Raw genomic sequence first — 25,833 nt, forward strand, 5'->3', positions numbered from 1 at the left:
GAAGGGCATGGCAGTGTTACGGGGAGAACAACTGTAGTGATTGACCGACCAACGGAGTCCCCGTGTCGCTGCCACCCCTGGTCGAGCCGGCTGCCGAGCTCACCGTAGACGAGGTCCGCAGGTACTCCCGCCACCTGATCATCCCCGACGTGGGCATGGACGGGCAGAAGCGGCTGAAGAACGCCAAGGTGCTCTGTGTGGGCGCCGGCGGTCTGGGCTCGCCGGCGCTGATGTACCTGGCCGCGGCGGGCGTGGGCACGCTCGGCATCGTGGAGTTCGACGAGGTCGACGAGTCGAACCTGCAGCGCCAGATCATCCACAGCCAGGCCGACATCGGCCGCTCCAAGGCGGAGTCGGCCCGCGACTCCGTGCTGGGCATCAACCCGTACGTGAACGTGATCCTGCACGAAGAGCGGCTCGAGGCCGAGAACGTGCTGGACATCTTCCGCGAGTACGACCTGATCGTCGACGGCACGGACAACTTCGCGACCCGCTACCTGGTCAACGACGCCGCCGTGCTGCTGAACAAGCCGTACGTGTGGGGCTCGATCTACCGCTTCGACGGCCAGGCCTCCGTCTTCTGGTCCGAGCACGGCCCCTGCTACCGCTGCCTCTACCCGGAGCCCCCGCCCCCCGGCATGGTCCCCTCCTGCGCCGAGGGCGGCGTCCTGGGCGTGCTGTGCGCGTCCATCGGCTCCATCCAGGTCACCGAGGCGATCAAGGTCCTCACCGGCATCGGCGACCCGCTCGTCGGCCGCCTGATGATCTACGACGCCCTGGAGATGCAGTACCGCCAGGTCAAGGTCCGCAAGGACCCCAACTGCGCGGTCTGCGGCGAGAACCCGACCGTCACCGAGCTCATCGACTACGAGGCCTTCTGCGGCGTCGTCTCCGAGGAGGCCCAGCAGGCGGCCGCCGGCTCGACGATCACTCCCAAGCAGCTCAAGGAGTGGATCGACGACGGCGAGAACATCGAGATCATCGATGTCCGCGAGGTCAACGAGTACGAGATCGTCTCGATCCCCGGCGCCAAGCTGATCCCGAAGAACGAGTTCCTCATGGGCACCGCCCTGGAGACGCTCCCGCAGGACAAGAAGATCGTCCTGCACTGCAAGACGGGTGTCCGCAGTGCGGAAGTCCTCGCCGTCCTCAAGTCGGCCGGCTTCGCGGACGCGGTCCACGTCGGCGGCGGCGTGATCGGCTGGGTCAACCAGATCGAGCCCGACAAGCCGGTCTACTAGGCACACGCTTTCCGGGGAGGGGCTCGACACCACAGGTGCCGGGCCCCTTTCCGCTGCCCGGGCAGCGGAAACGGCAGCGGCTCGGGCAACGGTCCGGGCGGACGTGCGCGCTACGAGGCGCAGACCTTCCCGTCCTTGGGCGCGGCTCCCTTCAGCAGATACGCGTTCACCGTCGAGTCCACACAGTCGCTCCCGCTCCCGTACGCCCCGTGCCCCTCGCCCTTCCAGGTCAGCTCCACGCCGACGCCCTTGCCCAGCTCGTCGGCCATCTTGCGGGCACCCTCGTACGGCGTCGCCGGGTCCCCGGTGTTGCCGACCACCAGGATCGGCGCCGCACCCGGTGCGCTGACCTCCGGGGTGTCGTACTGCCCGGCCACCGGCCAGTCGTGACACCACCCGGCCGTGTCCCAGCCCAGGAAGTCGCCGAACACGGGAGAGATCTTCTCGAACTCGGGCAGCCGCTTCTGCGTCTGCGCGGGCGTCGGCCGCTGCTTGTCGTCCAAGCACGATATGACCCGTTGGGACTGGGTCGTCGTGCCGTAGTGCCCCGCGCTGTCACGGTCGTTGTAGCCGTCGGCGAGCGCCAGCAGCTCCGAACCGTCGCCCTCCTCCGCGGAGTTCAGGGCGCTGGTCAGGGTGGGCCAGCTCTGCTTGCTGTACAGCGGGAGGACGATGCCGGTCAGCGCGAGCGTCTGGGTCAGCTTCCGCCCGGTCGAGGTCGCCAGCGGCTTGGCGTCGATCCGCTTCAGCAGGGCCGCGATCTTCTTCGAACCCTGAGCCGGGTCCTGGTCCCTCGACTTGAGGTAGTCGTCCAGCGCGCGCTGGAAGCCCCGGGTCTGGTTCAGCGCGTGGCCCACCGTGTCGGCGCTCGGGTCGACGACCCCGTCCAGGATCAGGCGCCCCACCTTCTTCGGGAACAAGTGGGCGTAGACGCCGCCGAGTTCGGTGCCGTACGAGATGCCGAAGTAGTGCATCTTCGTGTCGCCCAGGACCTGGCGCATCAGGTCCATGTCGCGGGCCGTGTCGGTCGTCGACACATGCGCCATCAGCTTTCCGGCGGCCTTCTCGCAGCCCTTGCCGAAGGCGGTGGCGTCCTGGAAGTAGGCCTTCTCCTCGGCCGGTGTGTCCGGCGTGGCGTCGATGTCCTCGGCGGCCTGGATCGCCTTGTCGCCGCGGCAGCGGACGCCCTCGCTGGCGGCGACCCCGCGCGGGTCCCAGCTCACCAGGTCGTAGCGCTCGTGCAACGCGGAGACCGTGGTGGCGTACGCCGGCATGTAGTCCACGCCCGAGCCGCCGGGACCGCCGAAGTTGAACAGCAGCGAGCCGATGCGGTCGCCGCCCGTCGACTTGGAGCGGATCAGCGCGAGCCCGATCGTCGAGCCGCCCGGCTTCGCCCAGTCCAGCGGCACCTTGAGCGTCGCGCACTGCCAGTCGCTGCTCGGCGCGGCCGAGTCGGCGGTGGCCTTGCAGCCGCCCCAGTCGAGCTTCTGCGCGGTCAGCGACGCGGGCAGCGCGGTCGTGGCGGACGTTGAAGAAGAGGACGAGTCGGCCGTGGACGGCTTGGCGTCCCCCGCGCCCGCGCCGTCCTTGCCGTCGTCGGACGAGCCGCTGCTACAGCCGGCCGTCAGCAGTGCGGCGGCGGCCATCAGGGCCGTCCACCGTGCGAATCGCGCCATGTGCATTCCCCCCTCGCAGGCCGTCCGCGTCACGCCGCGGATGGCGGTCAGGCCATAGTAGGCGGCACGAGCCGAGCCCGTGACGGCCTGTGGATAACCTGTTGACCTGCGCTTTTGCCCGTATTCCGGGGGCGGGTTCAGGAGCAGACGGTGCCGGCCGCCGGGACTTTCCCGTTCAGCAGATAGCCGTTCACGGCACTCTGTACGCACTTGTTCTTGCTGTCGTACGCGCCATGCCCCTGGCCCTTGTACGTCAGCTCGACCGCGACGCCCTTGCCGAGCGCGTCGACCATCTTCTGCGCGCCCTCGTACGGCGTGGCCGGGTCACCGGTGTTGCCCACGACGAGGATCGGCGCCGAACCGGCCGCGCTCACGTCGGGATGGTCGGCGGCGCCCGGCACGGCCCAGTCGGTGCAGCTGACCATGCCCCAGGCGAGGAAGTCGCCGAAGAGGGGGGAGGCGGCCCGGAACTCGGGCAGCTTCTGTTCCACGTAGTCGGCGCTGTATCTCGGCTTGTCGTCGGCGCAGTTGATGGCGATGTTCGCCGCGGTGATGTTGCTGTACTCGCCGTTCTCGCTGCGCCCGTTCATCGAGTCGGACAACGCCATGAGGACCTTGCCGTCACCGCTGTAGGCCTGTTCGAGCCCCTCGGTGAGGTACTCCCAGAAGTCCTTCGAATACAGCGCCTGCGCGATGCCGTTGGTCGCGGCGGTCTGGGTCAGCTGGCGGGGGAAGATGCCCGGGATCGGCTTGCTGTCGAGGCTCTTGAGCAGCTTGGCGATGCGGTCCTTGACGTCCTGCGCGGTGTCGCCGAGCGGACAGTCCGTGGTCTTCGACGTGCAGTCGTCGGCGAAGTTGTCGAGCGCGAGCTGGAAGCCCTTCGCCTGTCCCAGGGAGCCCTGTTCGGAGTTCTGCGTGGGGTCGACGACCGCGTCGAACACGGCTCGGCCCACGTGTTTCGGGAACAAGTGGGCGTAGACGCCGCCGAGTTCGGTGCCGTAGGAGATGCCGAAGTAGTGCAACTTGTCGTCGCCGAGGACCTGGCGCATCAGGTCCATGTCGCGGGCCGCGTCGGTGGTGCGCACCTGGGGGAGCATCTTCTTGGAGTTCTTCTCGCAGGCCGCGTTGAACTGCTTGGTGTTGGCCAGGAGCTTGGCGCGCTCGGCCGTGGTGTCGGGGGTCGCGTCCTGCTGGAAGTACTGGTCGAGCTGGGAGTCGCTCTCGCACTCGACGCCGGCGCTGCGGCCCACTCCGCGCGGGTCGAAGCTCACCAGGTCGTAGCGGGTACGCAAGGTCGCGTAGTCCTCGCCGAACGCGGGCAGCGTGGTGACGCCCGAGCCGCCGGGGCCGCCGAAGTTGAAGACGAGCGAACCGATCCGCTTGCTCGCGGCGCCGCTGGCCTTCGCCCGCACCAGGGCGAGCCCGATCGTGTCGCCCTTGGGCTTGCTCCAGTCGAGCGGCGCCTTCATGGTGGCGCACTGCCACTTGGTGCCGTTCGGCAGCGGCGACGGCGCGGCGCCGCCACCCTCGGCCTCGGACGGGGCCGGGCAGTCCTTCCAGCTCAGCTTCTGGGCCGTCGGATCCTTGTCCTCGGAGTCGCCGCCGCAGCCCGCCAGCGTGGCGGACAGCAGGACGACGGTGGCGGTCAGGGCAGCGGCACGCAGCCGGGAGGGGGTCGGCATGACCCCATCCTGAGGTCGTACCCGGTGGGACGCTCGGGGTGCGGGCCGTACGAGGTACGCACGCGTGCGTGCCCTGTGTGTGGACGCGCGCGTGCTCAATGCGTACGCGTACGTGCTCTACAGGGAGCCCTTGCGGGACAGGTGGTTGAAGAACAGCCAGCCCGGCAGCACCGGGATCCACAGTGTCAGCAGCCGGTACAGCAGCACCGCCGGAGCGGCGACCTCCTTGGGGAGGCCCACGGCGATCAGACCGAGGGTCAGGCTCGCCTCGACCGCGCCCACACCGCCCGGGGTCGGGGCCGCGGAACCGAGCGCGTTGCCCGCGAGGAAGACGACGGCGACGCTGGCCAGGCTGAGCGACGTCGACTGGTCGCCGAACGCCCGGATCGACGCGTCCAGGCACATCACGAAGCAGGCCGTCAGCAGCAGCATGCCGCCGATGCCGGTGACCAGCTTCTGCGGCCGCTGCAGCACGTCCAGCATGCGCGGGATGACACCCGCGAAAAGCGACCGCACGCGCGTCACGAGGAACTTCCGCAGGAACGGCACCGAGGTGACCACGAGCACGAGCACCGCCACCGTCAGCAGACCGGCGATGACCGTCCTGGACGGCGACAGCGACGGTGTCTTCTCGGTACCGGTCAGATAGCCGAACGACAGCAGCATCAGGATGTGGCAGCCAAGACCGAACAGCTGAGACGCGCCGACACTCGCCACCGCGAGCCCGGGCCGCACCCCGGCACGCTGCAGGAAGCGCGTGTTCAGGGCGACACCGCCGACCGCGGCCGGGGCGACGATCTTCACGAACGACCCGGCGACCTGCGCCGCCACGGCCCGCAGGAACGGCACCCGCTCCGGCACGAACCCCAGGAGGGCCATCGCCGCCGCGAAGTAGCTCAGCGCCGAGAACAGCACGGCCGCGGCCACCCAACCCCACTGGGCGTTGGCGACGAGCGGACCGAACTCGATGTGCGTGAGCTGCGTCAGCAGGAAGTAGGCACCGATCGCGCCCGCGATGAAACTGATCAGCGTCCGCGGCCGCACCCGCTCCAGACGGGCCGGTTCGACGTGCGCCTGCGGTCTGATCAGCAGCACCTGATGACGGATCTGGGTGAGCAGATCCTCCTCGCGCGCCTCGTCCAACGCCTCGTCGATGGCCCGCTTCTCGGCCCGCTGCTCCGCCCGTACGGCCTTCTTGTCGGGCTTCTCCAGTACGGGCGTGGAGCCCTCCGAAGCCGCCTCCGCGCGGGCCAACCTGGTCTGCTGGGATGCCTCCAGGATCGCGTCGCGCTCCCGCTGGGCGCGCTCCCTGGACAGGCGTCGCAGCGTCGCGCGCGTGGAGCGCGACAACGCGATCGGCTGGAGCATCGGCAGACAGTCGGCCACGGCGTCGGGCCCGAGGACACCGACCGCCGAGGCCACCGCGCGCTCGGCGCCCACCCGCAGACCGATCGTCGTCACCAACTGGGCGACGTCCATGCGCAGCAGCAGCTCACCGGCCGCGATCTCGCCGCCGCGCAGATCGGTCAGGATCACGTTGCCGGAACGATCCACCAGAATGGCGTCACCGGCGAGCCTGCGGTGGGCGATGCGCCGCGACTGCAGTGCCTGCACCTGGTGCCAGGTGAGGCGCAGCAGATCGTCGGTGATCTCCTCGTCCGCGAGCGAGTCGAGGGTGCGTCCGCCGGTGTGCTCGTAGACGAGCATCACGGCGTCGGGGCCGAGTTCCGAGGTCGCGATCAGCTTGGGGGCGTTGGCTCCGGCCGCGATCGCCGCGTACGCCAGCAGGGCCTCCTGCTCCAGCGCCTGGCGCAGTGACTGGAGGCTGCTGCGGGTCGCGAAGCCGCGCAGCGTCAGATTCCGCCACGCCCGGTAGAAGAAGCCCTGGGCCTGTTGCTCCCGGTCGACCACGGTGACATCCAGCGGTGGACCGTCCTCCAGGGTCACGAAGTACCGTCGGCCGCGATCGCCGTTCTCCGTGTCCACGGCCTCCTCGCGGGCCGCGCCCACGGGGTGGAAGCCGACCGTCCGCAGGCCCGCCATCAGCGTCCGTCCGGTAGGACGGACGTTCGGCGAGCCCACCGCGTACAGCGTCCCGTAGGCGACGGTCCAGCCGATCAGCACCGTCAGGATGATCGAGAACGGCGTCGTGTACCCGGTGACCAGCATCGAGAAGGCATCGAGCAGCAGCACGATCCACAGCACGGAGCGCCAGCGCGGCCTCCGGGACATGCCTACGGCCGTCATGTAGGCGATGACGGGCGCCAGATAGCCGTGCACCGGGTCGGTGAGGGCGTGGATGTCACCGGGGGAGGGCTGGGTGAGTGCCTCCTGGATGGAGCCCGGGGCGGCCTTGGCGACCCACAGGTCCGTGGCGAGTGTCACTCCATGTGCGAGAACGGCAGCGAGCACGCCGTCGGCGATACGCAGCCCGTCCCGCTTGATCAGCCGTTCGATCGCGAAGGCGACCGGCACCAGCAGGATGGCGATGCTGGACGCCAGCCCCGCGATCTTGATCAGCAGGTCGGGCGCCTGTCCGGTGCCCTTGTTGATGTCCTGTTCGAGCCCCGAGGTCGTGCCGTGCGCGAACGCGGCGATCGCGAGCAGCACCACGATCGCGAGAAAGCCCACCAGGAGGCGCATGAGATCGGAAGGGCGGTGCACGCGCGCGGGGAGCAGCGGTTCGTCGCCCTCGACCTCTTCGGCGTGCGTGTCGTCGTCGCAGTCGCCGAGGCCGGGTGCGGGGCGGGGCGCGGGTGTCTCGGTGGGATCGGCGGGCGCCTCCACGGGCTCCTGCTCGTGGGCGTCGGCGGTGTCCGGGCGCGACGCAGCGTCAGAGGTGCCCTCCGCGTCTTCGGGGTGCACACCCTGCTGTCTCATCGTCTCTTCTTGATCTCGTATCACCGTTCACCGCCCGCACGATGGTGGCATGCCCCACCGACACACGGGGGCATCAGGGTGCAAATGCGGGGGCGCACAGTCTGCCCCACGCGCCGCTCCGGGGCGAGGGATACGCACAGTCGCCAGCGCGTCGCATTGTCGGTGGGGTGCGGCAGGATGGGACGGATGAGCGAGGAGAGCCTTCCGGACGACACCGGCCCTGAGCACGGCGACGCGCTGCCCGAGTACGCGGAGCGCGTCCTCGACGTGGCCGAACGGATTCCGCCCGGGCGCGTCATGACGTACGGCGATGTCGCCGAATGGCTGGAGGAGGGCGGGCCGCGCCAGGTCGGCCGTGTGATGGCCCTCTACGGAGGAGCCGTTCCGTGGTGGCGGGTCGTCCGCGCGGACGGCATGTTGCTGCCGGGCCACGAGCTGCGGGCGCTCGACAACTACCGCGCGGAGGGCACTCCACTGAAGGAGGCGAGCAGATCCGCCGAGGGGCACCTGCCGCGCGTCGACATGAAACGGGCGCGATGGGACGGCGGCGAGCGCGCGGACGGTCACACCTGACAGCTTCCGCCATCGGCTGCGCCCCGGGGCGCCCTGTGGCCCGTACGGGGGAAACCCGGCACGTCCGTCGCATGCCGTACGTTCGAGGGGCGAGGGACGCGAGGGTCGCGCGAGCCGTGAGGGAACGCGCGGAAGTCCTGCTTCCCCGCGACCCGTCGGCGTAGCGTCGGCTGCACCTGTCCCCCTCACCTCGCGGTCACCGCTCTCCACACGCGGTGGTCAGGCAACCAGCACACCCACCAGGACCGGCGAACCACGTGAGCTCCTCTTCCTCCACCAGGCGCCTGTCGCACCCCCAGGGGCGACAGGGGAGCCGTGGCGCTTACCGACTGGTGCGTACCCCGCCGACCCGGCCGACTCCCCCTCGTCTGGACGCGCCACAGCGCTCGGTGGTTGACCACGAAGCCGGTCCGCTGCTCGTCCTCGCAGGTCCGGGCACCGGCAAGACGACCACCCTGGTGGAGTCCGTCGCGGCCCGGATCGCTCGGGGAGGTGACCCCGCGCGGATCCTCGTGCTGACGTTCAGCCGCAAGGCGGCCGTCGAGCTCCGCGACCGCATGGCACTGCGCATCGGAGCCGCCCGCGCGCCCCGGGCGACCACCTTCCACTCGTTCTGCTACGCCCTGGTCCGCGCCCACCAGGACAGCGACCTGTTCGTCGAGCCGCTACGGCTGCTGTCCGGCCCGGAGCAGGACGTCGCCGTACGGGAACTGCTCGCCGGCCAGCCCGACCTGGAGCGGCTCGGTCTCGCCCATGTGCGCTGGCCGGACGAACTGCGGGCCTGCCTCACCACCCGCGGCTTCGCCGACGAGGTCCGCGCGGTTCTCGCCCGCAGCCGCGAACTTGGCCTCGGCCCGGACTCCCTGGACGCCTTCGCCCACCGCATCGGCCGCCCCGACTGGCGTGCCGCCGCCGCCTTCCTCGCCGAGTACCTCGACGTACTCGACCTCCAAGGAGTGCTCGACTACGCGGAACTCGTCCACCGCGCGGTGCTCCTCGCCCAGCGCCCCGAGGTCGCCGAGCGGCTCGCCGCGCAGTACGACGCCGTGTTCGTCGACGAGTACCAGGACACCGACCCGGCCCAGGTACGGCTGCTGCACGCCCTGGCAGGCGGTGGCCGCACTCTCGTCGCCTTCGGAGACCCCGACCAGTCGATCTACACGTTCCGGGGCGCCGATGTGAACGGCATCCTGGAGTTCCCGAGCGCCTTCCCGCGCGCGGACGGCACCCCGGCCTCCGTGGAGGTGCTCCGGACCTCCCGCCGCTCCGGCGCCGCCCTGCTGACCGCCACCAGGCTGTTGACCCAGCGCATGCCCCTGACCCGGCTCCCGGCGCAGAAGGTGCGCGCCCACCGCGAGCTGTCCCCGGTACGGGACGGCGGTCGCGTCGAGGTGTACACGTACCCGACGCCCGGCACAGAGCTGGACAACATCGCCGACATCCTCCGTAGAGCGCACCTGGAGGAAGGCGTCCCCTGGAATGACATGGCCGTCCTGGTACGTGCCGGCTCCCGGACCATCCCCACGATCCGCCGCGCCCTCACGGCGGCCGGCGTCCCCCTGGACATCGACGGCGACGACCTGCCCCTGCGCCACGAACCGGCGGTGGCACCGCTCCTGACGGCATTGCGGGCGGTGGCGGCAGCGGAAGCATCAGTACGGCCCGAGGACGACACCGAAGCCGTACGAGCTGCGGGGGAGGCCGACGACGTAGAAGACGCCGTGGCGGAAGCCGACGGCGGACAGGCCACGTCGGAAGCCGAGCACGAGCACGGACAGGCCACGTCGGAAGCCGATCCCGAAGAGCCCGCCGCCCCCTCCTGGCTCGACACCGAAACCGCCCTCACCCTCCTCGCCTCCCCCCTCGCCGCCATGGACGCCGCCGACCTGCGCCGCCTGGGCCGGGCGCTGCGCGAGGAGGAGCGGGCCGGTGGCAACCCCGTGCCGCCGCCCTCGGACGAGCTGCTCACGCGGGCGCTCGCCGAGCCGGAGCGGCTGGTCGCGCACGACCCGACGTACGCGCGGGGAGCCCAGCGCCTGGGCGCGCTGCTGCGCAAGGCGCGGGAGCGCCTGGCGGGCGGCGGTACGGCCGAGGAGGCGCTCTGGGACCTCTGGCAGGGCACACCGTGGCCGGGGCGCCTGGAGCGGGCCGCGCTGCGCGGCGGTGCGGCCGGGCGTAACGCGGACCGTGACCTGGACGCCGTCTGCGCGCTGTTCGCGACCGCTGCCCGCGCGGAGGAGCGCACCGGGGGCCGGGGCGCCCTCAACTTCCTGGAGGAGATCGACGCCGAGGACATCGCCGCCGACACCCTCACGCGGCGTGCGGTACGCCCCGAAGCCGTACGCCTGATGACCGCGCACCGCTCCAAGGGGTTGGAGTGGAACCTGGTCGTCGTGGCCGGCGTCCAGGAGGGCCTGTGGCCGGACCTGCGTCGGCGCGGCTCCCTCCTGGAGGCCGACCGCATCGGCCGCGACGGACTCGCCGAACCGCTCACCCCGGGAGCCCTGCTCGCCGAGGAACGCCGCCTGTTCTACGTCGCCGCCACACGCGCGCGTGAGCGCCTCGTCGTCACCGCCGTGAAGGCACCCGCGGACGACGGCGACCAGCCCTCCCGCTTCCTCACCGAACTCGGCATCGAGCCCAAGGACGTGACCGGCCGCCCGCGCCGCCCGCTGTCGGTCGCCGCCCTGGTCGCCGAGCTGCGCGCCACGACCGTCGACCCGCGCGTGTCCGAGATCCTCAGAGAGGCCGCCGCGCGGAGGCTGGCCCGGCTGGCCGCGCTCGCCGACGAGGAGGGCCGCCCGCTGGTCCCGTCCGCGCACCCGTACCGCTGGTGGGGCATGTACGACCCGACCGAGAGCAAGGTGCCGCTGCGCGACCGCGACCAGCCCGTCGTGCTCTCCGGAAGCGCCCTCGACCAGCTCGCCAACACCTGCGCCCTGCAATGGTTCCTGGGCCGCGAGGTGAAGGCCGACGCGCCCGCGACCGCCGCCCAGGGCTTCGGGAACGTGGTGCACGTCCTCGCCGACGAGGTCGCCTCCGGACGCACCCCCGCCGACCTCGCCGCTCTCATGGAGCGCCTCGACACCGTGTGGAACGCGCTCGCCTTCGACGCGCCCTGGAAGTCGGCGCAGGAGAAGGACAACGCGCGCGTGGCGCTCGAACGCTTCCTGAAGTGGCACGTCGACTCCAACGGCGTCCGCACCGGCCGTACGCCCGTCGCGAGCGAGCACGACTTCGACGTCACCCTCGAAGCGGGCGACTACGAAGTGCGCATCCGCGGTTCCATGGACCGCGTCGAGGCGGACGGCGAAGGACGTGCCTACGTAGTCGACTTCAAGACCGGCAAGCAGACGCCGACCGCCCGCGAGGTGGAGCGCCACCCCCAACTCGCCGTCTATCAACTCGCCGTCCAGGAGGGCGCCGTGGACGAGGCCTTCGACGGGGTGCGCCCCGAACCGGGCGGCGCCGAACTCGTCCAGCTGCGTCAGGGCGCGGCGCAACGGGACGGCGGCGAGACCCTGCCCAAGGTCCAGGGCCAGGAGCCCCTGGAGGGGGAGTGGGCCGGTGAGCTGCTGGCCACGGCCGCGGGCAAGGTCCTCGACGAACGGTTCACGCCCACGGCAGGGCAGCACTGCACGCACTGCGCGTTCCGGGCCTCGTGCAGCGCGCGGCCCGAGGGACGACACGTCGTCGAGTAACTCGCGTGACGTATCGCACCGCATGTGCTGACCTGCGCTTCTTCTGCCCCCGAGGGCGATTGGTCCTCGACTGTCAGTGGCCGCCGCTAGCCTTCCCGACATGCCCGCCCGTATCACCGATCCCGATCAGCTCAAGGAGCTCCTCGGTATCCCCTTCACCCCGGAGCAGACGGCCTGCATCGTCGCGCCGCCCGCCCCGCAGGTGATCGTGGCCGGAGCCGGGTCGGGCAAGACGACGGTGATGGCGGCCCGTGTGGTGTGGCTGGTCGGCACCGGCCAGGTCGCCCCCGAGCAGGTCCTCGGCCTGACCTTCACCAACAAGGCCGCCGGTGAACTCGCCGAGCGCGTCCGCAAAGCGCTCATCAAGGCGGGCGTCACCGACCCCGACGTCATCGACCCGGACAACCCCCCGGGCGAGCCCGTGATTTCGACCTACCACGCCTTCGCGGGCCGCCTCCTGACCGACCACGGCCTGCGCATCGGCCTCGAACCGACGTCCCGGCTGCTCGCCGACGCCACCCGCTTCCAGCTCGCCGCACGCGTGCTGCGCGAGGCCCCCGGCCCCTATCCGGCGCTCACCCGCTCCTTCCCGGACCTCGTCAGCGACCTCCTCACCCTTGACGGCGAGCTGTCCGAACACCTCGTACGCCCCGAGGAGTTGCGCGCCTACGATGCCGAGCTGCTGCGCGCGTTGGAGGGCCGCAAGCTCAGCAACGCCGAGCTGCGCAAGGTCCCCGAGGCGGCCGCCGCGCGGCGTGAACTCACCGAGCTGGTGAGCCGCTACCGCACCGCCAAGCGCGAGCGCGACCTGCTCGACTTCGGTGACCAGATCGCCCTCTCCGCGACCCTGGCCCGCACCCGCCCCGAGGTCGGCGAGATCCTGCGCGACGAGTTCCGGGTGGTGCTGCTCGACGAGTACCAGGACACCTCGGTCGCCCAACGCATCCTCCTGGCAGGCCTGTTCGGCGCCGGTACGGGCCACCCGGTGACCGCCGTCGGCGACCCCTGCCAGGCGATCTACGGCTGGCGCGGCGCGTCCGTCGCCAACCTCGATGACTTCCCCGAGCACTTCGCGCACGCCGACGGCCGCCTCGCCGCCCGCCAGTCGCTCAGCGAGAACCGCCGCAGCGGAGGCCGCCTCCTCGACCTCGCCAACAACCTCGCGGAACCCCTGCGCGCCATGCACGCGGGCGTGGAGGCCCTCCGCCCGGCCCCCGGCGCAGAGCGCGACGGCATGGTCCGCTGCGCCCTGCTGTCCACCCACACCGAGGAGATCGACTGGCTCGCCGACTCCATCGCCCACCTCGTACGGACCGGGAAGGCGCCCGGCGAGATCGCCGTCCTGTGCCGCACGGCCACCGACTTCGCCGAGATCCAGGGCGCCCTCGTCGCCCGCGACATCCCGGTCGAGGTAGTTGGGCTCTCCGGGCTGCTGCACTTGCCCGAGGTCGCCGACCTCGTCGCCGTCTGCGAAGTCCTCCAGGACCCCGGCGCCAACGCCTCCCTGGTCCGGCTGCTGACCGGCCCGCGCTGGCGCATCGGCCCACGCGACCTCGCCCTCCTGGGCCGACGCGCCCGGCTCCTCGTGTCCCACACGCGCGTGGGCGACGACGAGGACCCCGACCGCCGACTCGCCGCAGCCGTCGAGGGGGTCGACCCTTCCGAAGTGATATCGCTGGCCGACGCCCTCGACACGTTCCTGGAGACACCCCTCTACGGCGCCGACCGCACCGGGGACGACGACGGGCTGCCCTTCTCACCGGACGCGCGCGTGCGCTTCGCCCACCTCGCCACCGAACTGCGCGACCTGCGCCGCTCCCTGTCCGACCCCCTGATGGACGTCCTGCACCGCGTCCTCGCCGTCACCGGCCTGGAGGTCGAACTCGCGGCGTCCCCGCACGCTTTGGCCGCCCGCCGCCGCGAGACCCTGTCGAACTTCCTGGACGTAGCTGCCTCCTTCGCCGCGGGTGACGGCGAGGCCACTCTGCTCGCCTTCCTCGGCTTCCTGCGCACCGCCGCCCAGTACGAGAAGGGCCTCGACAACGCCCTCCCGGGTGGCGAGAACACCGTCAAGGTCCTCACCGCGCACAAGTCCAAGGGCCTGGAGTGGGACGTCGTGGCCGTCCCAGGTCTGGTCACCGGGACCTTCCCCAGCAGCCAGGGCCGCGAGAAGTGGACCGCCCAGGGCAAGGTCCTGCCGCACGCGCTGCGCGGCGACACCGCCACCCTGCCCGACGTCGCGTCCTGGGACGCCAAGGGCCTGAAGGCCTTCCACGGGGACATGAAGGACCACCAGCACACCGAGGAACTCCGCCTCGGCTACGTCACCTTCACCCGCCCCCGCTCCCTGCTCCTCGGCTCCGGCCACTGGTGGGGCTCCACCCAGAAGAAGCCCCGCGGCCCCTCCGACTTCCTCCAGGCCCTGTACGACCACTGCGCGGCCGGATACGGAGAGATCGAGGCCTGGGCGGACGTACCCGAGGAGGGTGAGGAGAACCCCGCCCTGCACGCGGCCACCGCCGACCAGGCCTGGCCGCTGCCCCTGGACGACGCGGCGATGGCCCACCGCCACAAGGCCGCCAAGCTGGTCATGAACCACTTGGAGTACCTCGCCTCCCACGACGAGGGCCACCCCGCGGCCACCCACGACCCGAACACCCACGACGACCCGGACTGGCCCCCACCCCCGGACGACGACGAACCGCCTTACGACGAGCCCCCCTTCGGGGAACCTCCCTACGAGGAATCGCTCTCCGAAGCCGAAGGCCAGGACCAAGGCGAAGGCGAACGTGAAGGCAGCCTCCCGGAGGAGGACCCCGCCGACTGGGACGCCTGGACCACGAATCGCCCGACCGTCCCGCACCAGGCGACGGCCCCGCACGCCACCGAACACTCCAGTGCGCCAGGAGGCGCACGCCCGCACCCCGTCGAACCGCCCGGCACGCCCCTCACCCCCGAGGAAGCCCGCGCCATCGACTCCTGGGACCGCGACCTCGACGCCCTCACCGGCGAACTCCTGCGCGCCCGCCGGAGAGTCACCGACGTACCCCTGCCGGCCTCCCTGACGGCTACCCAGTTGCTGCTCCTGGCCGCCGACCCGGACGCGCTCGCGCAGGAACTCGCGCGCCCGCTGCCGCGCCCGCCGCAACCCGCCGCCCGTCGGGGCACCCGCTTCCACGCCTGGGTGGAGTCACGCTTCGAAGAGCTGACCCTGCCCATGCTGGAACCGGACGAACTGCCCGGCAGCGAAGCCGAGATCGCCGACGAACGCGACCTGGAAGCCCTCAAGGAAGCCTTCGAACGCACCGAGTACGCCCAGCGCACGCCCTACCGGGTCGAGACCCCCTTCCAGCTCGCGATCGCCGGCCGCGTCGTACGGGGCCGTATCGACGCCGTCTACAAACAGGGCGACGGTGACGAAACGACGTACGAGATCCTCGACTGGAAGACCAGCCGCACCCGTACCGCCGACCCGCTCCAGCTCGCGATCTACCGGCTGGCCTGGGCCGAGCGGCAGGGCGTGCCCCTGGAGGCGGTCACGGCCGCGTTCCTGTACGTGCGCGGCGGCGAGGTCGTACGGCCGGAGAACCTCCCGGACCGGGCTGCCCTGGAGCGGCTGCTGCGGGAAGAGCCGGGCGCGCAAGCAAACTGTGAGGAACCGCCCACCGAGGATGTCAGTGCGGGCCGATAGGCTCGTGACCATGAGCCCCACCGTTGACAGTGCCGTCAGCGCGGTCCGCACGTACATCGAGCAGCACCGCGCGGTCTTCCTCGACGACCTCGCCGAGTGGCTGCGCATCCCGTCCGTGTCGGCGCAGCCCGACCACGCGCCCGACGTCCGGCGCAGCGCGGACTGGCTCGCCGCCACACTCCGGAAGACCGGCTTCCCGACCACCGAGGTCTGGCCGACCCCGGGCGCCCCCGCCGTCTTCGCCGAGTGGCCCTCGGACGACCCCGAGGCACCCACGGTCGTCGTCTACGGCCATCACGATGTCCAGCCCGCCGCCCGCGAGGACGGCTGGGACAGCGAGCCCTTCGAGCCCGTCGTCCGGGAGAACCGCCTCTACGCGCGCGGGGCGGCCGACGACAAGGGCCAGGTGTTCTTCCACACACTCGGCGTCCGCGCCCACCTCGCCGCCACCGGCCGCACCGCCCCGGCCGTGCACCTGAAGCTCCTGATCGAGGGTGAGGAGGAGTCCGGCTCCCCGCACTTCCGGGCGCTCGTCGAGCAGCACGCCGACCGGCTCGCCGCCGACGCCGTGATCGTCTCCGACACCGGCATGTGGTCCGAGGACACCCCCACGGTGTGCACCGGCATGCGCGGCCTCGCCGAGTGCGAGATCCGGCTGCACGGCCCCGACCAGGACATCCATTCCGGCTCCTTCGGCGGTGCCGTGCCCAACCCGGCGACTGCCGCCGCCCGCCTCGTCGCCGCGCTGCACGACGAGCACGCACGCGTGGCGGTCCCCGGTTTCTACGACGGCATCGTCGAACTCACCGACCAGGAGCGCGAGCTCTTCGCCGAGTTGCCCTTCGACGAGAGGGAGTGGCTGCGCACCGCCAAGTCGCACGCCACCCACGGCGAGGCCGGACACACCACCCTGGAGCGCATCTGGGCCCGCCCCACCGCCGAGGTCAACGGCATCGGCGGCGGCTATCAAGGCCCCGGCAGCAAGACGATCATCCCGTCCTCGGCGATGGTGAAGCTGTCCTTCAGGCTGGTCGCGGGACAGGATCCCGACCACATCGAGAAGGCCGTCCGAGCCTGGGCCGACCAGCAGGTGCCCGACGGAATCCGGCCGGAGATCACCTTCAGCGCGGCCACGCGCCCGTGCCTGACACCCCTGGACCACCCGGCCCTCCAGTCCGTCGTCCGCGCCATGGCCCGCGCCTTCGAGAAACCGGTCCTCTTCACCCGCGAGGGCGGCTCGGGACCGGCCGCCGACCTCCAGGAAGTCCTCGGGGCACCCGTCCTCTTCCTGGGCATCTCCGTCCCCTCCGACGGCTGGCACGCCCCGAACGAGAAGGTCGAACTCGACCTCCTCCTCAAAGGCGTCGAAACCACCGCCCACCTGTGGGGAGACCTCGCCGACACCTGGCGCCGCGCACCCTGACGAACCCGCGATCCGGAACGGCTACGCGCGGGGCACACTGGAAGAACCGCCCCGCACACCCTGTCCCCGCCGGACCCGGTCGCCTCCTGCCGAACGTCCCGCTGAACCGCCCGCCGAAACAATCCGCATTGCCGGGGGAGTTGGAAGCACCCGTGACCACCTGGACCGACCACACAGCCGACCGACCCATCTCGCTCACCGCCCCGAGCGGCATCGATCGAGCCGCCCACCACCGGCTCGACGAGGCCTGGCTCGCCGCGGCGTGGAGCCACCCCACCACCCGCTGCTTCGTGGTCTCCGGCGGCCAGGTCCTCATCGACGAGACACCCGACGGCAAGACCGAACTCGTGATGACCCCGTCCTTCGAGGCCCCCCTCACCGAGGCGCACCGCTACTTCCTGGGCACCGACGACGACGGCGTCAGCTACTTCGCCCTCCAGAAGGACGCCCTGCCCGGCCGCATCGACCAGTCGGCGCGCCCCGCGGGCCTGCGCGAGGCGGGCCTGCTGCTGTCGCCCCGGGACGTGGGCCTGATGGTGCACGCGGTCGCCCTGGAGAACTGGCAGCGCCTGCACCGCTTCTGCTCCCGCTGCGGCGAGCGCACGGTGATCGCCGCAGCCGGCCACATCCGCCGCTGCCCGGCCTGCGGTGCGGAGCACTACCCGCGCACCGACCCCGCCGTGATCATGGCCGTCACCGACGAGGAGGACCGCATCCTGCTCGGCCGCCAGGTCCACTGGCCCGAGGGCCGCTTCTCGACGCTCGCCGGCTTCGTGGAGCCCGGTGAGTCGATCGAGCAGTCGGTGCGCCGCGAGGTCTTCGAGGAGGCAGGCATCACCGTCGGCCACGTCGAGTACGTCGCCAGCCAGCCCTGGCCCTTCCCGTCCAGCCTCATGCTGGGCTTCATGGCCCGCGCCACCTCGACCGACATCAACGTCGACGGCGACGAGATCCACGAGGCCCGCTGGTTCTCCCGTGAGGAACTGCGCGCGGCCTTCGAGTCCGAAGAGGTGCTGCCGCCGTACGGCATCTCGATCGCGGCCCGACTGATCGAGCTCTGGTACGGCAAGCCGCTGCCGACGCGCACCTTCGTCTGAGGCGACAAGGCGACAAAGGGGTGCGGATGACGGGGTGCGGATGAGTGGGGTGCGGGTTGCCGACCCGTACTGGAACCACAACGTCCACTACCACCCCGTGGTGGTGGACGCCGTGCCCGACGGCTGCCGCACCGCCCTCGACGTCGGCTGCGGGGACGGCCTGCTGGCCCGCAAGTTGGCGAGCAGAGCCGGATCGGTGACGGGCGTGGACCGCTCGCCGCAGATGATCCGGCTCGCCCGCGCGGACGTGCCGCCGGAAAACGTCACCTTCGTAGAGGCCGACTACCTCGACGCCACCTCACTCGCCGAGGGCATGTACGACTTCGTCAGCGCGGTCGCCGTCGTGCACCACACGGAGTTCGAGCACGCCGTGTCACGGCTGGTGAGCCTGCTGGCCCCCGGCGGCCGACTGGTGATCGTCGGCCTGGCGTGCAACCGCACGTTCCTGGACTGGGTGATCAGCGGCTGTGGGCTGCCCGTGAGCCGGTTCCTGGCACGACGGAACGGCGGGAAACTCGGCCCCGTCGGCATGCCGATCGAGAACTCGGCCATGTGCTGGGGAGAGGCCCGGGAAGGCGTCCGGCGCCTGTTGCCCGGGGCCCGGTTCCGGCGTCGGCTGCTGTGGCGCTACGTGGCCGTGTGGGACAAGCCGGTCGCGTGAGGCGAACGAGAAACGAGAAACGTGCTGCGAACGACAAAGAAGGCGGCCCCTGACCAGGGGCCGCCTTCTGCGGAGTCGCGCGCGGAGCGTCGTTCAGGCGCCGAGCGCCTGCTTCACCTGGGCAAGGCTCGGGTTCGTCATGACTACCTCGGAGCCGCCCTGGGCAGGAACCACCAAAACCGTGGGCACCGTCTGATTCCCGCCATTCGCCTTCTCGACGAAGGCCGCGGAAGCCGGGTCCTGCTCGATGTTGATCTCGTTGTACGCGATCCCCTCGCGGTCCATCTGGCTCTTCAGCCGACGGCAGTAACCGCACCACGTGGTGCTGTACATCGTCACAGTGCCCGACATCTTCTCGCGCTCCTCAACAGCTCAGGGGATGGGTGCTCGCGGATGTGAGAACGTACGCGACCCGGCTGCCATTCCCGCCGGGAGTATCCCGCAGCACGTGACGCCTGCCGCATTAGTACGACTGCGGGCGCCTCCCTGTGGACAACCGACTCACCTGTCTCCGGCGACCTGGCAGCATGGCCATGTGACAGCAGCAACGCACTCCTCCCTCTTCCCGCAGGTACCGGACTCGGCCGACGCGGTGCTCGAAGGACTCGACCCCGAGCAGCGCGAGGTGGCCACCGCCCTGCGCGGTCCGGTGTGCGTGCTGGCGGGCGCCGGCACGGGCAAGACACGCGCGATCACCCACCGCATCGCCTACGGAGTGCGCGCCGGAGTCCTGCAGTCCTCCAGCGTGCTGGCCGTCACCTTCACCAACCGCGCCGCCGGCGAGATGCGCGGCCGGCTGCGCCAGCTCGGCGCCACCGGAGTGCAGGCACGGACGTTCCACTCGGCCGCGCTCCGCCAGCTCCAGTACTTCTGGCCGAAAGCGATCGGCGGCAGCATGCCCCGGCTCGTCGACCGCAAGATCCAGCTCGTCGCCGACGCGGCGGCCGCCTGCCGCATCCGCCTCGACCGAGGCGAACTGCGGGACGTCACCGCGGAGATCGAGTGGTCCAAGGTCACCCAGACCGTTCCCTCCGACTACGCGGCCGCGGCGGCCAAGGCGGGCCGCGACGTCCCCCGCGCCCCCGCCGAGATCGCCCAGCTCTACGCCACCTACGAGGACGTCAAACGAGACCGCGCGGTCATCGACTTCGAGGACGTCCTGCTGCTCACCGTCGCCGTCCTCCAGGACCGGCACGACATCGCCGAACAGGTCCGCTCGCAGTACCAGCACTTCGTGGTCGACGAGTACCAGGACGTCAGCCCGCTCCAGCAGCGCCTCCTGGAGCTGTGGCTGGGCGACCGCGACAACCTGTGCGTCGTCGGCGACGCCAGCCAGACGATCTACTCCTTCACCGGAGCCACGCCGGACCACCTGCTCGACTTCCGCACCCGCCACCCCGGCGCCACCGTCGTCAAGCTGGTCCGCGACTACCGCTCCACACCCCAGGTCGTCCACCTCGCCAACGGCCTGCTCTCCCAGGCCCGAGGCCGGGCCGCCGACCACCGGCTGGAGTTGATCTCCCAGCGCACCGCGGGCCCCGAGCCCGTCTACGCCGAGTACACCGACGAGCCCGCCGAGGCCGAGGGTGCCGCCCGCCGCATCCGCGACCTCATGGACGCGGGCGTCCCGGCGAGCGAGATCGCGATCCTGGTCCGCACGAACTCCCAGTCCGAGACCTACGAACAGGCCCTCGCCGACGCCGGGGTCCCCTACCAACTGCGCGGCGCCGAGCGGTTCTTCGACCGCCCCGAGGTCCGCAAGGCCGGCATCGCCCTGCGCGGCGCCGCCCGCTTCGGCGGCAACGACTCCCTCCTGGACGACGTCATCGACCTGCCTTCCCAGGTCCGTGCCGTCCTCTCCGGCGAGGGCTGGACCACCGAGCCCCCGGCCGGCTCCGGCGCCGTCAGAGAGCGCTGGGAGTCGCTGGCGGCCCTGGTCAACCTCGCCCAGGACTTCGCCGCGGCCAAACCCGGAGCCACCCTCGCCGACCTGGTCGCCGAACTCGACGAGCGGGCCAACGCCCAACACGCCCCGACCGTCCAGGGCGTCACCCTCGCCTCCCTGCACTCGGCCAAGGGCCTGGAGTGGGACGTCGTCTTCCTGGTCGGCGTCGCCGAGGGCATGATGCCCATCACGTACGCGAAGACCGACGAACAGATCGAGGAGGAGCGCCGCCTCCTCTACGTCGGCGTCACCCGCGCCAGAGAGCGGCTCCACGTCTCCTGGGCCCTCTCCCGCTCACCCGGCGGCCGCCCCAACCGCCGCCCCAGCCGCTTCCTGGACGGCCTGCGCCCCGGCTCGACCGGCGGCGCGGGCAGACCCGGCACGGTCGGTCCCGGAGGCATCGAGCGCGGCTTCACGGGCACGCCCAAGGCCGTACCGCGCCGGACGCAACGCACCGTGGCCCGCTGCCGGGTCTGCGGCCGCACCCTCACCGAGGCCGGTGAGATGAAGCTGATGCGCTGCGAGGACTGCCCCTCGGACATGGACGAGGGCCTCTACGAGCGGTTGCGCGAGTGGCGCCAGGTCCAGGCGCAGCTCAGTGGGCAGCCCGCCTTCTGCGTCTTCACCGACAAGACGCTGATGGCGATCGCCGAGACCGTCCCCGACGACGACGGCGAACTCGCGAGGATCCCCGGGGTCGGCGTCCGCAAGCTCAACCGCTACGGGGCCGATGTCCTGGCCATCTGCGGCGGTCAGGAGCCTGCGGAGGGTGTCGGCGAGGACTGATTCAAACTCGTCGAGAAAATAGTTTGCGCATGCCCCAGCAATCCCCATAGGTTCTTAGACACGGGAACAGGGGGCCTTCTCGAAGGCCCTGATTCCGTGCTGTACTTGCATATCCGTAGGACCGGTCTCACCCCCGGTCCCCCGAGACGCCGAGAGGAGGCGATTCCAGTGATCAGCATCAACGCCAGCTCCATCAGCACCGTGAAAATGACCGATCCCTCGGTCGTCTCCCTGTGCATGCTCGGCGTTTCGAACCTGGGCACCGGTCTGTCCGGCATCTCTGCCGTCCGTCCGGCGTCCGCCGTGTCTCTCGCGGTCCTTCCCATCCGTGAGCGCAATGAGCGACCGACCAAGGCACTGGAAGCAGTAGGGGCACAGGCGCAGGCCTATGCCTTTGCACCCGGTGCCGGAAGCCGGAAGCAGACGACGCAGCACCACCAGATGTGGGCCTTCCGTGGGCCAGAACCCTGGAGTGATCCAGCCTGATCGATCAGGCCGGCGCCTTCAGGGCCGCGGAACCCCACCCGGGATCCGCGGCCCTTCTGTTTTCCCCGAACGGGGACGACGGAGCGAAGGGGCCTCGGGACAAGAAAAGAACCCGGTACCAAGCCGACAACCGGCCCAACAGGGCCGGACCGACCAGACGAGGAAGAACAACCGTGCAACTCGAAGCGCACGCCCCGTCCGTACCGCCTTCCGAAACGATCCCCCCGCCCGGCCTCACGGAGGACTCCACCTTGACTCCGCTCACTACGCTCACCGCGCTCGACGACGCCATCGAGAACCTGGGCGTGCCCGTCCCCTGCCGTTCCTACGACCCGGAGGTCTTCTTCGCCGAGTCGCCGGCCGATGTCGAGTACGCCAAGTCCCTCTGCCGCACCTGCCCGCTGATCGAGGCCTGCCTCGCCGGCGCCAAGGAGCGGCGCGAGCCCTGGGGCGTCTGGGGTGGCGAGCTCTTCGTCCAGGGTGTCGTCGTGGCCCGCAAGCGGCCGCGTGGCCGTCCGCGCAAGAACCCGGTCACGGCATGACCATCACCCTCGGAACGATCGACCGCCCCCTCACGCACGACCCCAAGAAGCAGGCCCCGATGAAGCCGTCCACTCCCAGCGAGCCCGTGGGCTCCGCGATCCCAGACTTCACCACTCCGGGTGCGACCGAGTCGCGCCAGAACAGGACCCGAGAGATGCAACTCATTCCAGAAGCCCTGGCCCGTGCGCATATGCACGAGCGTCTGCGGGAGGCCGAGCGGGAACGGCAGGTCACGCACCTGCTGGCCGCCCGCCGGATGCAGCGCAGGGCCGAGCGTGCCTCGATGCGCGCCCGCCGTGCGCTCGCCATGGCCCTCATGCAGTAACCGATCACACCTGAAGCGGTGGCCTCCCGACCTCGGGAGGCGAAAGCTCCTCGCGGGGGCCGGTCCGTCCGAACGGACCGGCCCCCGCGGTGCGTTCTGCCCGCCGATCCCCGGCCGCGGGGATATCGTCGCCGCGTGACGAGTCCTCCCGGAGGCAGTGACATCAGCGCCTCCACCGCGGAGCCCCGGCCCCTTGTGTGCGCCCGCTGCGGCACCCGGTCCGAAGGCCCACAGCCCACCTGGATCTGCTCCGTGGAGAACGGAACCCGGCACTACTTCTGCGACACCTGCGCCAGGGAGAACCTCAGGGCGATCGAGGGACGGCTGGACTCCACCTGGTGGTAGGTCGCACTCGCGCCACCACCGGACCGCCCCGAGCCACCACCGAACCGACTCGCGCCGTCCGAGTTCCGGCTCACGCCTCCGCCGCGGGTTCCTCCTCGTCCAGGAACTCCTCGTACTCGTCCGGGTCCTCCGGCACGAACCCCGGCAGCCACTCCTCCAGCTCCTCGCGCAGCCGCACCGTCGCGCCCAACTGGCACAGGACGCCGATTGTGCTCAATGTCACTCGGTGTATCAGGAGATACGCCGGGGGCAGGTTGAGCTGCTTGCCCAACTGGTGGGCGGGGGAGCGGGGATCGGCGATGCGGGCGGCCTGGCTGCGCATCCAGGCGCGGCTGAAGGTGAACTCGTCGACCTGGGCAGGTTCGATGATCGGCACGAGGTAGTCGAGGACGGCATCGGGGTCCAGCTCTATCGAATCCTTGACGAAGCCCTCCGTGCGCAGCAGTTCGTAGACCGCCTCGGCGTCGCCGTCGAGCGTCATGCGCAGGGAGTCGCCGATGGGCGTCGGCAGGCCGCCGGGGAGGCGGTCGACCGTGCCGAAGTCCAGGACACCCAGGCGCCAGTCGCCCTTGCCGTCCGGGTCGGCGGGCAGCAGACGGAAGTTGCCCGGATGCGGATCGGCGTGGAGGAGACCGGTCCGGGCCGGGCCGGAGAAGAGGAAGCGGGCCAGCAGCTGACCTGCCCGGTCGCGCTGCTCCTGGGTGCCGTCGGCGATCACCTCCGACAGCGGAATCCCGTCGATCCACTCCGTGACCAGGACCTGGTCGCACTGGTGGACCACCGCGGGCACCATGACATCAGGGTCGCCCTCGAACTCCTCGGCGTGCACCTGCTGGGCCTGTGCCTCCAGGCCGTAGTCCAGCTCCTCGGAGACCCGGTCGCGGAGTTCGGCGATGAGGGGCTTGATGTCCATCCCGGGGATGAGCGGGCCCAACAGGCGGGCGAAACGGCTCAGTTGAGTCAGGTCGGACAGGAGGGCCTCGCCGGCGCCCGGGTACTGCACCTTGACCGCGACCTCGCGGCCGTCGTGCCACACCGCCCGGTGCACCTGGCCGATCGACGCGGCGGCCGAGGGCTTGTCCTCGAACTCCAGGAACAGCTCGCGCCAGTCCTCGCCGAGCCGCTCCGCCAGCACACCGTGCACGGTGCGCGTCGGCATCGGCGGCGCCGCCTCCTGGAGCTTGGTCAGCGCGGCACGGTAGGGACCGGCGACCTCCTCGGGCAACGCCGACTCGAAGACGGACAGCGCCTGCCCGAACTTCATCGCACCGCCCTTGAGCTCACCGAGCACCTTGAACAGCTGCTCCGCCGTGCGCTGTTGCAGCTCGCGGCCGACGATCTCCGCGGACTCGCCCACGATCCGTTTGCCCAGCCCCCAGGTCGCTCTGCCGGCGAAGCCGAGCGGGAGTGCCGCGAGCTTGGCGGTACGGGTGACCGCTTTCCGGGGAAGATCAGACATGCGCCCTCCAAGTCCCAGCCGGCCGGGCCGAGTCTGCCTTACGGCGCACGTCCCTCGACGGCCGGTTCCCTGCCATTGTCGCGTGTCGATCCTCGTCCGTAGAGGTGTGTCCCTCCTTACCTTTCTCCGCACCCTTCTCGGCGGCTCCGCACGGGCAGGCGGAATGCGCCCAGACCGGACGCGCGTGCCAGTGCAGCCCGGGCAGCGAGACCTCCCACCGCGCGCCCGCGCTCGACGGTGACTGCCCGTCCAGGAAGGCGAGCGCGTGCGCGGCAGCCAGTCCGGCGACGGTAGTGGCCAGCGTCAGATCGCAGGGCCGCACCTGCGGCTGCCTGCCGGAGCGCCACTGCGCGACCAGGCGCGGCCAGGTCGGGTCCCGGTCGGTGCGCGCGTGGTGCAGACAGCCCGCGCAGGACGTCTCGCCGGGCAGGACCAGCGGGCCCACGACTCCCGTGCCCTCCACGACACCGGCGTACAGATGAGGGGTTCCCGAGACGATCAGGCCGGTGGCGGCGGCCGGGTCGGGCGCGTGCACGGCGACGTCGTCGCGCGGGGCGAGGATCACCAGGGAGAAGCCCGGGTCGCTCTCCTCCGCCGCGGCCTGCGAGGTCCTGCGCGGCGGGCGGTCCGGTGCCGCCCGGCGTACCGCGCGGCGCGCCGCTTCCTCCCGGCGCTCGCCGACCGACTCCGCGGGCAGCCCACCCGGAGCGACGTCCCAGGGCTCGGTGTGACCGCCGTCGCGTACGTCGACCTCGCCGACCCCCGCGCCCGACAGCAGCGCGGCCAGCGCCGCGCCCACCCGGCCCGCGCCTCGCACCTGTACGCGCAGCTCGCGACGCGCCGCCAGACGGCCCATCGACTCGCCCGGCTCGCCGGTGATCAGGGAGAGCGATGCGAGGTCCGGGCGCAGCCGGTCGAGGACGTCCTTCTTCGCACGGAGGGCATCGGCCGCGGGCCCACCGCCCTTCGCGTCGTCGAGCAGTCCCGCGTGCGTCAGCCCCTTCACCAGCTGGTCGACATGGCCCTCGGGCAGATCCATCCGGTGCCCCTCCTCACGCAGGAGGGGCAGTCCGCGCGTGCCGTTGAGCAGGTCCAGGAAACTGCCCGTCGCCGTGTCCATCGGGCCCAAAGTCATGGCGTGCGCCGGTGTCATCCCGAACTGCACGGTGTGGAGATCACGCCAGCCGCGCCGCAGCGCGGGCTTCACCATCGGATGCATGACAGGCCCCCGTAGCCCTAGGAAGTACGTCCCGTGTGCCGGCGGAACTGGTCGGTGCTCCGCCGGTCATGCCAGCGTGCACGGTTCCGCCGTCGGGCGT

The 25,833-nt window shown here is 71.1% G+C and carries 18 protein-coding genes; 12 read left to right on the top strand and 6 right to left on the bottom strand.

The genetic code is table 11. The annotated features are described in order from the left end of the window. The first annotated feature begins 62 nt into the window (after positions 1-62). The gene (moeZ, locus tag OG588_RS33000) at positions 63-1,241 is read left to right on the top strand and encodes an adenylyltransferase/sulfurtransferase MoeZ (protein WP_019058353.1); all 1,179 of its coding nucleotides are present in this window, start codon (positions 63-65) and stop codon (positions 1,239-1,241) included. A 110-nt stretch (positions 1,242-1,351) separates the two neighbouring features. Here the strand turns inward: moeZ and OG588_RS33005 are convergent, their stop codons facing one another. From OG588_RS33005 to OG588_RS33015, 3 genes are all read right to left on the bottom strand, one after another. After that, positions 1,352-2,917 carry an alpha/beta hydrolase gene (locus OG588_RS33005; protein WP_405950435.1) on the bottom strand — a complete coding sequence of 522 codons (1,566 nt, stop codon included), beginning with the start codon at positions 2,915-2,917 and terminating at the stop codon, positions 1,352-1,354. 137 nt (positions 2,918-3,054) lie between these two features. Then, entirely contained in the window at positions 3,055-4,599 is a 1,545-nt protein-coding gene (locus tag OG588_RS33010; protein WP_405950436.1) for an alpha/beta hydrolase, read from the bottom strand. 117 nt (positions 4,600-4,716) lie between these two features. Then, on the bottom strand, positions 4,717-7,479 hold the full coding sequence (locus OG588_RS33015; protein ID WP_405950437.1) for a lysylphosphatidylglycerol synthase domain-containing protein: 2,763 nt from the start codon (positions 7,477-7,479) through the stop codon (positions 4,717-4,719). Between the two features lie 186 nt (positions 7,480-7,665). Between OG588_RS33015 and OG588_RS33020 the strand changes: the two genes are divergently transcribed. The 6 genes from OG588_RS33020 (at position 7,666) to OG588_RS33045 (ending at position 18,625) form a co-directional block, all read left to right on the top strand. Further along, positions 7,666-8,052, top strand: coding sequence for an MGMT family protein (locus tag OG588_RS33020; protein ID WP_405950438.1), 387 nt, complete (start codon positions 7,666-7,668; stop codon positions 8,050-8,052). A gap of 257 nt (positions 8,053-8,309) precedes the next feature. Continuing rightward, positions 8,310-11,753: an ATP-dependent helicase gene (locus tag OG588_RS33025; protein WP_405950439.1), complete on the top strand. Its 3,444-nt coding sequence runs from the start codon at positions 8,310-8,312 to the stop codon at positions 11,751-11,753. 100 nt (positions 11,754-11,853) lie between these two features. Further along, positions 11,854-15,444 carry a UvrD-helicase domain-containing protein gene (locus OG588_RS33030; protein WP_405950440.1) on the top strand — a complete coding sequence of 1,197 codons (3,591 nt, stop codon included), beginning with the start codon at positions 11,854-11,856 and terminating at the stop codon, positions 15,442-15,444. Between the two features lie 10 nt (positions 15,445-15,454). Then, entirely contained in the window at positions 15,455-16,867 is a 1,413-nt protein-coding gene (locus OG588_RS33035) for a dipeptidase (RefSeq protein WP_405950441.1), read from the top strand. Between the two features lie 152 nt (positions 16,868-17,019). After that, positions 17,020-17,964 (top strand): NAD(+) diphosphatase, encoded by a 945-nt coding sequence (gene nudC, locus OG588_RS33040; RefSeq protein WP_019058345.1) that lies wholly within the window; start codon positions 17,020-17,022, stop codon positions 17,962-17,964. A 40-nt stretch (positions 17,965-18,004) separates the two neighbouring features. Next, complete coding sequence (locus OG588_RS33045; RefSeq protein WP_405950442.1) at positions 18,005-18,625, top strand: class I SAM-dependent methyltransferase; 621 nt, start codon at positions 18,005-18,007, stop codon at positions 18,623-18,625. A 93-nt stretch (positions 18,626-18,718) separates the two neighbouring features. Here OG588_RS33045 and OG588_RS33050 read toward each other — a convergent pair whose 3' ends face one another. Next, a complete protein-coding gene (locus OG588_RS33050; protein ID WP_033282031.1) occupies positions 18,719-18,976 on the bottom strand; it encodes a mycoredoxin in 258 nt (85 codons plus the stop codon). Between the two features lie 184 nt (positions 18,977-19,160). On the opposite strand from OG588_RS33050, the gene OG588_RS33055 reads away from it, so the two are divergent. The 5 genes from OG588_RS33055 to OG588_RS33075 all read left to right on the top strand — a co-directional run bounded on the left by OG588_RS33055 (position 19,161) and on the right by OG588_RS33075 (position 23,055). Further along, complete coding sequence (locus tag OG588_RS33055) at positions 19,161-21,356, top strand: ATP-dependent DNA helicase UvrD2 (protein WP_405950443.1); 2,196 nt, start codon at positions 19,161-19,163, stop codon at positions 21,354-21,356. 168 nt (positions 21,357-21,524) lie between these two features. Continuing rightward, the gene (locus tag OG588_RS33060; protein WP_405950444.1) at positions 21,525-21,842 is read left to right on the top strand and encodes a hypothetical protein; all 318 of its coding nucleotides are present in this window, start codon (positions 21,525-21,527) and stop codon (positions 21,840-21,842) included. A gap of 173 nt (positions 21,843-22,015) precedes the next feature. Next, positions 22,016-22,384 (top strand): WhiB family transcriptional regulator, encoded by a 369-nt coding sequence (locus tag OG588_RS33065; protein ID WP_019058340.1) that lies wholly within the window; start codon positions 22,016-22,018, stop codon positions 22,382-22,384. After that, complete coding sequence (locus OG588_RS33070; RefSeq protein ID WP_405950445.1) at positions 22,381-22,710, top strand: hypothetical protein; 330 nt, start codon at positions 22,381-22,383, stop codon at positions 22,708-22,710. Before OG588_RS33065 ends, OG588_RS33070 begins: the two co-directional genes overlap by 4 nt. A gap of 135 nt (positions 22,711-22,845) precedes the next feature. Further along, on the top strand, positions 22,846-23,055 hold the full coding sequence (locus OG588_RS33075; protein WP_405950446.1) for a hypothetical protein: 210 nt from the start codon (positions 22,846-22,848) through the stop codon (positions 23,053-23,055). A gap of 70 nt (positions 23,056-23,125) precedes the next feature. On the opposite strand, the gene OG588_RS33080 is transcribed toward OG588_RS33075, so the two are convergent. Together OG588_RS33080 and OG588_RS33085 are read right to left on the bottom strand one after the other, a co-directional pair. Continuing rightward, positions 23,126-24,514 carry an ABC1 kinase family protein gene (locus OG588_RS33080; RefSeq protein WP_405950447.1) on the bottom strand — a complete coding sequence of 463 codons (1,389 nt, stop codon included), beginning with the start codon at positions 24,512-24,514 and terminating at the stop codon, positions 23,126-23,128. Continuing rightward, the gene (locus OG588_RS33085; RefSeq protein ID WP_405950448.1) at positions 24,507-25,733 is read right to left on the bottom strand and encodes a TOMM precursor leader peptide-binding protein; all 1,227 of its coding nucleotides are present in this window, start codon (positions 25,731-25,733) and stop codon (positions 24,507-24,509) included. Before OG588_RS33085 ends, OG588_RS33080 begins: the two co-directional genes overlap by 8 nt. Positions 25,734-25,833: the final 100 nt, after the last annotated feature.

This window comes from Streptomyces prunicolor (assembly GCF_045162825.1).
Taxonomy (GTDB): domain Bacteria; phylum Actinomycetota; class Actinomycetes; order Streptomycetales; family Streptomycetaceae; genus Streptomyces; species Streptomyces prunicolor.

Coding starts and splice junctions, on each gene's coding strand:
- OG588_RS33085 (WP_405950448.1), bottom strand. CDS start 25,733: ATGCATCCGATGGTGAAGCCCGCGCTGCGGCGCGGCTGGCGTGATCTC.
- OG588_RS33045 (WP_405950442.1), top strand. CDS start 18,005: ATGAGTGGGGTGCGGGTTGCCGACCCGTACTGGAACCACAACGTCCAC.
- OG588_RS33050 (WP_033282031.1), bottom strand. CDS start 18,976: ATGTCGGGCACTGTGACGATGTACAGCACCACGTGGTGCGGTTACTGC.
- OG588_RS33010 (WP_405950436.1), bottom strand. CDS start 4,599: ATGCCGACCCCCTCCCGGCTGCGTGCCGCTGCCCTGACCGCCACCGTC.
- OG588_RS33080 (WP_405950447.1), bottom strand. CDS start 24,514: ATGTCTGATCTTCCCCGGAAAGCGGTCACCCGTACCGCCAAGCTCGCG.
- OG588_RS33005 (WP_405950435.1), bottom strand. CDS start 2,917: ATGGCGCGATTCGCACGGTGGACGGCCCTGATGGCCGCCGCCGCACTG.
- OG588_RS33030 (WP_405950440.1), top strand. CDS start 11,854: ATGCCCGCCCGTATCACCGATCCCGATCAGCTCAAGGAGCTCCTCGGT.
- OG588_RS33020 (WP_405950438.1), top strand. CDS start 7,666: ATGAGCGAGGAGAGCCTTCCGGACGACACCGGCCCTGAGCACGGCGAC.
- OG588_RS33035 (WP_405950441.1), top strand. CDS start 15,455: ATGAGCCCCACCGTTGACAGTGCCGTCAGCGCGGTCCGCACGTACATC.
- OG588_RS33070 (WP_405950445.1), top strand. CDS start 22,381: ATGACCATCACCCTCGGAACGATCGACCGCCCCCTCACGCACGACCCC.
- OG588_RS33015 (WP_405950437.1), bottom strand. CDS start 7,479: ATGAGACAGCAGGGTGTGCACCCCGAAGACGCGGAGGGCACCTCTGAC.